Here is a 9320-nt window from a genome sequence, read left to right on the forward strand (position 1 = left end):
CTGCACCACCCCCTCCCTCAATCCCTCCCCTCAAGGGGGAGGGAGGCGACGGTGGTCAAATCTCCTTCAGCGCCCTTGGCCAAGCGCCCCCTCATGCCACCCTTGGCAGCGGGGCGGCGAAGCGGGTGTGGATGTCGTCCACCGTCAGCGGCTTCGAGAACAGGTAACCCTGGAAGGTGTTGCAGCCCATGCCGATCAAGGCCTGGAACTGCTCCTCGGTTTCGACGCCTTCGGCGGTGACTTCGATGTCGAGGGCATGGGCCAGCGTCACCATGGCCTGGACGATGGCGTCCGAGGCGTTCGCCGTCGATAGCTGGGCGATGAAGGAGCGGTCGATCTTGATGCGGTCGACCGGGTAGCGCTTCAAATAGCTGAGCGAGGAATAGCCGGTGCCGAAATCGTCGAGCGCGATACGGATGCCGGCGGCGCGGAAGCTGCGGATGGTGTTGGCCGCGGTCGATTCGTCGTCGAGCAGGATGCCCTCGGTGATCTCGATTTCGAGATCGGCCGGCCGCATGCCGGTTTCCCTGAGCAGCGCGAAGACGCGCTCGGCAAAGGTCGGGTTGCGCAGCTGCGCCGGCGAGATGTTGACCGCGATGGTGCGGCCGGGCCAGTGCGCGCCGAGCTCGGCAGCGCGGCGCAGCACGAACTCGCCCAGCTGTTCGATCAGTCCGGTGCTCTCGGCGATGGCGATGAAGCGCGATGGCGGGATCATGCCGATCTGCGGATGGGTCCAGCGCAGCAGCGCTTCGGCGCCCAGCACCTCTTCGGCATCGCCGCAGAGCGGCTGGAACGCCACCCAGAGCTGGCCGGGGTTGCGTAGCGCCTCGCGCAGTTCGGCTTCGATGACGTGCCGGTTCTGCACCTGCTCGTCCATCGCCTCTTCGTAGAAGGCGGCGCGGTTGCGTCCGGCGGATTTGGCTTCGTAGAGCGCGATATCGGCCTTACGGCTCAGCTCGTGGCTGTCGCGCTGGCCTGATGTGGCCACCACGATGCCGATGGAAACGCCGACAAAGGCGTCGCTGCCCTGCACCCGGAAGGGCTTGGCAATGGTGTCGACGATGCGCTGCGCCAACGCCGCGACTTCGACCGTGCCGGCATAGCAGGTGTGGAGGATGGCGAACTCGTCGCCGCCCAGCCGCGCCAGGACGTCAGTGGGGCCGATCACGGCGCGCAGGCGATCGGCCACGGCGCGGATCAGTTCGTCGCCGGCATGATGCCCGAGCGTGTCGTTGACCTGCTTGAAGCGGTCGAGGTCGAGCATCAAGAGGGCCGTCGGCGGATCGCGCAGCTTGATGGCATCGAGCCGACCGTTGAACTGGCGGTCGAAGCTCAATCGGTTGGGCAACCCGGTCAGCGCGTCCTCAGTGGCCTGCCGTTCGGCGTCGATGCGCTTGAACTCGAGAGCGCGGAGCGCCCGCCGCAAGCGATAGAGCAGCAGCGAGACCAGCAGCGAGACGAAGACGAAGGCCAGAATCAGCGCCGGCGCGGTGCGCTGCAGCAGTTCCTGGCCGGGCCGAAACGGCAGCCACTCGAAGAAGGCGACGATCCGGCCGGCGCGGTTGGTAACCGCGAAGGCCTCGATACCGGCGGCGGTGGAGGTAACGGTGGTGAAGCGTCCCACCTCGGTCATGTAGCGGTCGATCATCCGCATCTCGAAATCGAGATCGAGCCGGACGATGGTGACGAGAACCGCTTCGTGGCCGGCAGGCTGCACGAGGTTGCCGGTGTCCGAGATCAGCGGGATGACGCTGGCCATGACCGGGCGGCCGTCGAGCAGTACATAGTCGGCGACATTGGGCGGGGTATCGAGATAGCCGGCGGCGGTGAGTTTCCTGAGGTCGGCGAGCAGTGGCGCGAGCGCGCTGGCGCGGCTGAGGAAGGTTTCCGGTTTACGGATCTTGCCGTCGATTGCGGCATAGATCGGCGTATCGTCGGGACCGAGCACATAGCTCTCGTCGTGCCCGAAATAATCAAACATCCACTTGCCGATATTGGACTCGAGCCAGTTCTCGTCACGCTGGCGCGCGGCGGTCACCGCATCGTCCCAGACGGCGACGCTTTCCTGTTCGCGCGGCGTCGAGGTGCGCAGCGCCTCGACCGCATGGATGACCCGCTGCGACTGGCTGGTGACGGCGTTGTCGTCGATCTCTGCGGCCGACCACAACAGGAAGCCGCCAAGCAGCATCGCGGCGACGGCGAAGACCACGACGAACGCGGCCAGCACCAGCATCGAGAATGTGCGTCGGAACTTGGCGCGGCGAGTACTGAGCATCGGGCCGTGGATGACAGGGACTTACATCACTGTGCCCGGCAAGCTTTTCGAACTCGTTACAGTTCTCAGCGCTGAGCCGCGATTTGATCGGGTGGAGCACGCCGCTCAGGCATTGTCCTTGAACAGCACTTCACGATCCTGGGTGAAGTTGGCGAGCAAGGGCAGCGAGGCACCACCCATGGCGCGCGCCGCATTGCCGATGCTGCCCGGCAGCAGGCGGAACGCCGACAGGCCCTGCCGGTTGATGCGGCCCACCGCCGCCTCGGTGCGGGCGATGATGCGGCTGCGCACATGGGAGGGGAAGGCGCCATCGATCAGCACGGTTTCGACATCGATCACCGCGATGGCGGCGACGATCGAATAGGCGAGGCTCTCGGCCACCTCGTCGATCCACTTGTCGAGCGCTTCGCCGAGGTCGTCGCCCCAGTCATCGGGCGATTGCCAGAGGATTTCCGGGTTGCGGCCGATGGCCAGCAGCTCGCGCTCCAGCACATAGATCGAGGCGACATTCATCAGCTGCGGGGTGCGCCCCGCTGGCACCACGTGGCCAGGGTCGGGCGCCGGCATCGAGCCCAGCGCTCCGGCATTCTGAGTGCGGCCCGGGAACAGGTGGCCGTTCAGCACCAGGCCGCCGCCGATGAACGAGCCGATGAAGACGTAAAGATAGTCGATATGGTCGGCGCCGCTGCCGAACATCAATTCGGCAGCGCAGGCGGCGGTGATGTCGTTGGCGAAATACACCGGCCAGGGGCAGATCTCGGCCATCATGGCGCGCACATCGACCTGCCGCCAGGCGTCGATCTCGGCCTTGGGCGCACCGATTTCCTCGTGCCAGGTCCACATCTCATAGGGGGCGGCGATACCGAGCCCGGCGATGCGGGCGGTCAGGGCTGCCGGCAGCCCCTCGAGCAGTTCGTCGATGCCGGCGCGGGCGAACTCGCGAACCCCGCCGGGGGTAGGGTAGGGGTAGGTCTTGTGCAGGAGCTTGAGGATTTCCCCAGTGAAGTTGATCAGGTAGAGATCGACACTGCGCCGCCCGATCTTCAGCCCGAAGCTCAGCGCCCCCTCCGGGTTCAGCGAATAGGGCACCAGTGGCTGGCCCACCTTGCCGCGCAGCGGCTTGCCACGCAGCAGCAACCCGTCAGCTTCCAGCGCATTGGTGATGATCGAAATGGTCTGCGGCGACAGCCCGGTCATGCGGGCGATATCGGCCTTGGGCAGGTCGCCATGCCGGCGGATCAGCGACAGCACCAGGCGCTCGTTATAGAGCCGAACGCCGGTCTGGTTGGTGCCGCGACTGGCGGCTCCCGGCTTCAGTGCGGCCTCTCTGCCGGTCTCCCTGCTTGTCGGCCCGGTGACCACGACTCCCGACCTCGCAACTGCATTTGTTGACAATTCTTCCATTCTCCGTCGCGGGCACAAAAGCCACGTCGGAGCCGAAACGGCAATCGATTACATGGGGTTCTCACCCCCTCCCGGACGAAAGGATTATCCCTCGCGTCCCCTCTGTCAATTAATAAATCAAGTGGATTAATTTATTGACAGGCCACGAGGGTTGCGCTGAATATCGCCTCCGGTTCGGGGAGGAGTACCTTGCGAAGGCAGCTCCGCGACCCTGATCCAACGGTCCTGAGGAGCGGCGGAACGCCGGTGGACCGGATCACAACCATAGTAATTATGGAAACTCTTGGGAGGACTACATGGGACTTAGCTATCTGAAGATGGCGCTTGCCAGCGCCGTCGTCGCCGGCGGCCTGATGAGTGGCGTCGCCCTGGCGCAGGAGATCACCGTTGGCCTGATCACCAAGACCGAAACCAACCCGTTCTTCGTCAAGATGCGCGAAGGCGCCGAAGCCAAGGCCAAGGAACTCGGCCTGAAGCTGATCACTGCCGCCGGCAAGTTCGACGGCGACAATGACGGGCAGGTGGCGGCGATCGAGAACCTGATCTCGGCCGGCGCCAAGGGCTTTGCGATCGTGCCGTCGGATAGTAAGGCGATCGTGCCGACCATTCAAAAGGCCAAGGATGCCGGCCTGATGGTGATCGTGCTCGATACCCCGCTCGATCCGATGGACGCGGCCACCGCGACCTTCGCCACCGACAACCGCAAGGCCGGTGACCTGATCGGCAAGTGGGCGGCGGGCACGCTGGGCGACAAGGCCAAGGATGCCTCGATCGTCCTGCTCGATCTCGCCACCAACCAGCCGACCGTCGACTATCTGCGCGACCAAGGCTTCATGGCCGGCTTCGGCATCGATGTGAAGGACCCCAACAAGTACGGCGACGAAGACGATCCGCGCATCTGCACGCATGAAATCAGCCAGGGTGACCAGGAAAAGGGCCGCACGGCGATGGAGAACGCGCTGCAGAAGTGCCCGAACGTCAACGTGGTCTACACCATCAACGAACCCGCAGCGGCCGGCGCCTGGGAAGCGCTGAAGGCAGTGGGCAAGGATGATGGCTCGGTGCTGATCGTCTCGGTCGATGGCGGCTGCCCGGGCGTTGCCAACGTCAAATCCGGCGTGATCGGCGCGACCAGCCAGCAATACCCGTTGAAGATGGCCTCGATGGCACTCGAGGCGATTGCCTCCGGCACGCTGCCGGCGATCGATCCGGCCGTGGGCTTCCTCGATACCGGCGCGACGCTGGTGACCGACAAGCCGGTGGCCGGCGTCGACTCGATCGACACCACCAAGGGCGCCGAGCTCTGCTGGGGCTGATCGAGCCGGGCTCTCTGCCGTTTCTCCTCTCCCCTCCAAGGGGGCGCGATAGCGCCCCCGGGGGGAGAGGGTAGCGCAGCTGCGAGCACAGCGAGTTAGCGAAGCTGGGTGAGGGGTGCAGCCTCTCGGCATGCTGGAAGAGCCAGCGTATCGCGATGCTTCACCCCTCATCCGCCGGCGGCGACGGCCTTCGCCGTCGTCCGCGATCGGGCCACCTTCTCCCCTCAGGGGAGAAGGGACGCAGGCCTCCACATCTTTGGGGTACAACGATGAGCGACGACGCAGCCGGTTCGGCGACTGCTGAGACTGGATTGAAGGGGGCGGCCGGCGATGTCGCCAGCTTCGAGGAAGACCGCAAGGGCATAGTCCGCACCATCCAGGGCATCCTGCACGAGTATCCGACGCTCATCCCGCTGATCGTGCTGGTGGTCGGCACGGTGATCTTCGCCATCGCAGCGCCCGGCAAGTTCCTGTCGCCGCTGAACCTCTCGGTCGTCCTGCAGCAGGTGACCATCGTCGCCATTCTCGGCATGGCGCAGACCCTGGTGATCCTCACCGCCGGCATCGACCTCAGCGTCGGGCTGATCATGATCCTCGCCTCGGTGGTGATGGGCCGCACCGCCGTCGCGTATGGCGTGCCGGTGTGGATCGCCTTCCCGCTCGGCCTGCTCGCCGGCCTCGCCTGCGGCTTTCTCAACGGCCTACTGGTCACCGCCTTGCGGTTGCCGCCGTTCATCGTGACGCTCGGCACCTGGAGCATTTTCGGGGCGCTCAACACCTTCTATTCCAACAGCGAGACCATCCGTTCGCAGGATATGGAGGCGGCAGCGCCGTTCCTGCTCTGGCTGGGCAAGCTGTTCAAACTCTACGATATCGGAGTGTTCTTCGGGCTCGACCTGCCATGGCTGCGCGGCTGGGTGGTCACCTATGGCTCGGTGCTGATGATCGTGCTCGCCATCGTCCTCAGCTACATCCTCGGGCGTACCGCTTTCGGCCGGCATGTCTATGCCACTGGCGACGACCCCGACGCGGCGCGGCTCTCCGGTATCAACACCAACCGGGTGCTGCTCGCGGTGTATGCGCTGGCGGGGCTGATCTGCGCCATCGCCGCCTGGGTGCTGATCGGCCGTATCGGCGGGGTCAGCCCGCAGGCCGGGCAGACCGCCAACCTCGACTCGATCACCGCCGTGGTGATCGGCGGCACCAGCCTCTTCGGGGGCCGCGGCTCGATCATCGGCACGCTGTTCGGCGCCCTGATCGTGGGCGTGTTCCGCAACGGCCTGGCGCTCTCCGGCCTGGCCCTGCTGTGGCAGGATTTTGCGGTTGGCGTCCTGATCATCGTTGCCGTCACCATCGACCAGTGGATCAGGAAGATCTCGGCATGAGCGAATTGACCAATATGAGCCTGCCGACCGGCAATGCCGGCGATATCGTGCTCGAGGGCAGGGGGCTCAACAAGCGCTATGGCCGGGTGGTGGCGCTCGACAACGCCGATTTCAACCTCCGCCGCAACGAGATCCTGGCGGTGATCGGCGATAACGGCGCCGGTAAATCGACGCTGATCAAGGCGCTGTGCGGCGCGGTGATCCCGGATAGCGGCGAAATCCGGCTCGATGGCCAGCCGGTACACTTCAAATCGCCGATGGACGCCCGCAACGCCGGCATCGAGACGGTCTACCAGAACCTGGCGCTGAGCCCGGCGCTGTCGATCGCCGACAACATGTTCCTCGGCCGCGAACTGCGGAAACCGGGCTGGACCGGGGCGCTGTTCCGCCGGCTCGACCGCACCAGGATGGCGAAGATCGCCCGCGACAAGCTGAGCGAGCTGGGCCTGCTCACCATCCAGAACATCAACCAATCGGTGGAAACGCTCTCCGGCGGCCAGCGCCAGGGCGTGGCGGTAGCGCGCGCCGCGGCGTTCGGTTCGCGTGTGGTGATCATGGATGAGCCCACCGCGGCGCTCGGCGTCAAGGAGAGCCGGCGCGTTCTCGAATTGATGCTCGACGTCAAAAAGCGCGGCTTGCCGATCGTTCTCATCTCGCACAACATGCCGCACGTGTTCGAGGTCGCTGACCGCATCCACATCCATCGGCTCGGCAAGCGCATCGCGATCATCAATCCCAAAGAGTTCTCGATGTCGGACGCAGTGGCGATCATGACCGGGGCGATGAAGCCCCCGGTTGAAGGCGCCACCGGCCCGACGCAACACTACCAAGTCGGCGAGGAAGCCTCTCAGGTCCAATGACGAAAATGCGCGCCCTCGTGCTCGAAAAGCAGCACGAACTGAAACTCCGTGACATCGAGTTGCCGACCGAGGTCGGCCCCGGCGAAGTGAAGATCAAGCTCCACACCGTGGGCGTCTGCGGCTCCGACGTGCACTACTACACCCATGGCCGGATCGGGCCGTTCGTGGTCAATGCGCCGATGGTGCTGGGGCATGAGGCCGCCGGCACGGTGGTCGAAGTCGGGGCTGGGGTTTCCAACCTCAAGCTGGGCGATCGGGTCTGCATGGAGCCAGGCGTTCCCGACCCGAACTCAAAGGCGTCGCGGCTCGGGATGTACAATATCGATCCGGCGGTGACCTTCTGGGCGACGCCGCCGATCCACGGCGTGCTGACGCCCTATGTCGTGCATCCGGCCAACTACACCTTCAAGCTGCCCGACAATGTCAGCTTTGCCGAAGGCGCCATGGTGGAGCCGTTCGCCGTCGGCATGCAGGCGGCGACCAAGGCGAAGATCACCCCTGGTGACACCGCCATCGTCATGGGCGCCGGCCCGATCGGCACCATGGTGGCACTGGCGGCGCTCGCCGGCGGCTGCTCGCGGGTGATCATCACCGACCTGGCGCAGCCCAAGCTCGATATTGCCGGCCAGTACCAGGGCATCATCCCGGTCAATATCAAGGACAAGAAGCTCGTCGACGAGGTGAACCGGCTCACCGAGAACTGGGGCGCCGATGTGGTGTTCGAATGCTCGGGCAGCCCGCGCGCCTGGCAGGGCATCACCGATGTGGTCCGCCCGGGCGGCACCATCGTCGTGGTCGGGCTGCCGGTCGAGCCGATCGATTTCGACATCGCCTCGCTGTCGGTGAAGGAAATCACCATCGCTTCGGTGTTCCGCTACGCCCACCAGTATGAGCGCGCCATCGCGCTGATGGCCTCGGGGCGGGTGGATCTGAAGCCGCTGATCTCCGAGACGTTCAGTTTCGAGGACTCGATCAAGGCGTTCGACCGGGCGGTGGAAGCGCGGCCGACGGATGTGAAGCTACAGATTTTGATGGAGGCTTAGGGGCACCGGATCGTGCCACAGCGTCCCCTCTCCCCTGAGGGGAGAGGGGAGCGTCGCCAGGAGCGTAGCGACGCAGCAAAGCTAGGGTGAGGGGTTCAGCGTCTCAGCGAGCGCGCGTTGCACCACCTCACCCCTCATCCGGCGCTTCGCGCCACCTTCTCCCCTGAGGGGAGAAGGGACTGCAGACATCTGGAAGGGTTGCTATGGATCTCGGCGTGAAATCCAAACTCGCCGTCATCACCGGCGGCAGCGTCGGTATCGGCCTCGCGGTGGCGGAGGGCTTTGCGGCTGAGGGGGCCAATGTGCTGATTACGGCGCGTGGCTCGGAGCGGCTGCATGCCGAGGCTTCGCGCATCGGGGCGAAGTACCGAGTCGAAGCGCATGGGGTGGCTGCCGACGTCGCCACCGCCGAGGGCTGCGCCAAAGTCGTGACGGCGGCGGCCCAGCTCGGCGGCGCCGATATCCTCGTCAACAATGCCGGCACCGGCTCGAACGAGACCATCGCCGAGGCCGACGACGCCAAGTGGCAATATTACTGGGATCTGCACGTGATGGCCGCGGTGCGGCTGGGCCGTGGGCTGGTGCCGCAGATGAAGGCGCGGGGTGGCGGCGCCATCCTCCACAATGCCTCGATCTGCGCGGTGCAGCCGCTATGGTACGAGCCGATCTACAACACCACCAAGGCGGCGTTGATGATGTTTTCCAAAACCCTCGCCAACGAGGTGGTGGGCGACAATATCCGGGTCAACACAGTGAACCCGGGGCTGGTGCGCACGCCCGACTGGGTGAAGACGGCGAAGCAGCTGGCCGGTGAGGACGGTTTCGAGGCGCACCTGCAGAGCGTCGCCGACGAAGCCGGCGGCATGAAGCGCTTCGCCACCCCCGAGGAGATGGCGAATTTCTTCGTGTTCCTGTGTTCGGAGAAGGCGAGCTATTCGACCGGGTCGACGTATTTCGTCGATGGAGGCTGGTTGAAGACGGTGTAGGTGCCGTGCGACGCCGTCTCGTATCCTCCTCTGACGCTGCCGACGAGCGCT

Annotated in this window: 7 protein-coding genes; 5 read left to right on the plus strand and 2 right to left on the minus strand. The window is 65.2% G+C overall.

Annotated elements, in window-relative coordinates; translation table 11 throughout:
• Positions 1-91: 91 nt before the first annotated feature.
• Together VW23_RS17210 and VW23_RS17215 are read right to left on the minus strand one after the other, a co-directional pair.
• Positions 92-2275: a bifunctional diguanylate cyclase/phosphodiesterase gene (locus tag VW23_RS17210; RefSeq protein WP_069910779.1), complete on the minus strand. Its 2184-nt coding sequence runs from the start codon at positions 2273-2275 to the stop codon at positions 92-94.
• 105 nt (positions 2276-2380) lie between these two features.
• Entirely contained in the window at positions 2381-3592 is a 1212-nt protein-coding gene (locus VW23_RS17215; protein WP_069910784.1) for an ROK family transcriptional regulator, read from the minus strand.
• Positions 3593-3990: 398 nt separating this feature from the next.
• On the opposite strand from VW23_RS17215, the gene VW23_RS17220 reads away from it, so the two are divergent.
• From VW23_RS17220 to VW23_RS17240, 5 genes are all read left to right on the plus strand, one after another.
• Complete coding sequence (locus VW23_RS17220) at positions 3991-4995, plus strand: substrate-binding domain-containing protein (RefSeq protein WP_425285218.1); 1005 nt, start codon at positions 3991-3993, stop codon at positions 4993-4995.
• Positions 4996-5264: 269 nt separating this feature from the next.
• Entirely contained in the window at positions 5265-6380 is a 1116-nt protein-coding gene (locus tag VW23_RS17225) for an ABC transporter permease (protein ID WP_069910781.1), read from the plus strand.
• Positions 6377-7240 (plus strand): ATP-binding cassette domain-containing protein, encoded by an 864-nt coding sequence (locus VW23_RS17230; protein WP_176730424.1) that lies wholly within the window; start codon positions 6377-6379, stop codon positions 7238-7240. Before VW23_RS17225 ends, VW23_RS17230 begins: the two co-directional genes overlap by 4 nt.
• Positions 7237-8283 carry an NAD(P)-dependent alcohol dehydrogenase gene (locus VW23_RS17235; protein ID WP_069910782.1) on the plus strand — a complete coding sequence of 349 codons (1047 nt, stop codon included), beginning with the start codon at positions 7237-7239 and terminating at the stop codon, positions 8281-8283. The genes VW23_RS17230 and VW23_RS17235 overlap by 4 nt, the downstream gene beginning before the upstream one ends.
• A gap of 203 nt (positions 8284-8486) precedes the next feature.
• Complete coding sequence (locus VW23_RS17240) at positions 8487-9269, plus strand: SDR family NAD(P)-dependent oxidoreductase (protein WP_069910783.1); 783 nt, start codon at positions 8487-8489, stop codon at positions 9267-9269.
• The last annotated feature ends 51 nt before the right edge of the window (positions 9270-9320 follow it).

The sequence above is a fragment of the Devosia insulae DS-56 genome (assembly GCF_000970465.2).
Taxonomy (GTDB): Bacteria; Pseudomonadota; Alphaproteobacteria; order Rhizobiales; family Devosiaceae; genus Devosia_A; species Devosia_A insulae.

Excerpts from the sequence above, each read along its gene's own strand:
- VW23_RS17235 (WP_069910782.1), top strand. The coding sequence starts at position 7,237 with ATGACGAAAATGCGCGCCCTCGTGCTCGAAAAGCAGCACGAACTGAAA.
- VW23_RS17230 (WP_176730424.1), top strand. The coding sequence starts at position 6,377 with ATGAGCGAATTGACCAATATGAGCCTGCCGACCGGCAATGCCGGCGAT.
- VW23_RS17240 (WP_069910783.1), top strand. The coding sequence starts at position 8,487 with ATGGATCTCGGCGTGAAATCCAAACTCGCCGTCATCACCGGCGGCAGC.
- VW23_RS17225 (WP_069910781.1), top strand. The coding sequence starts at position 5,265 with ATGAGCGACGACGCAGCCGGTTCGGCGACTGCTGAGACTGGATTGAAG.
- VW23_RS17210 (WP_069910779.1), bottom strand. The coding sequence starts at position 2,275 with ATGCTCAGTACTCGCCGCGCCAAGTTCCGACGCACATTCTCGATGCTG.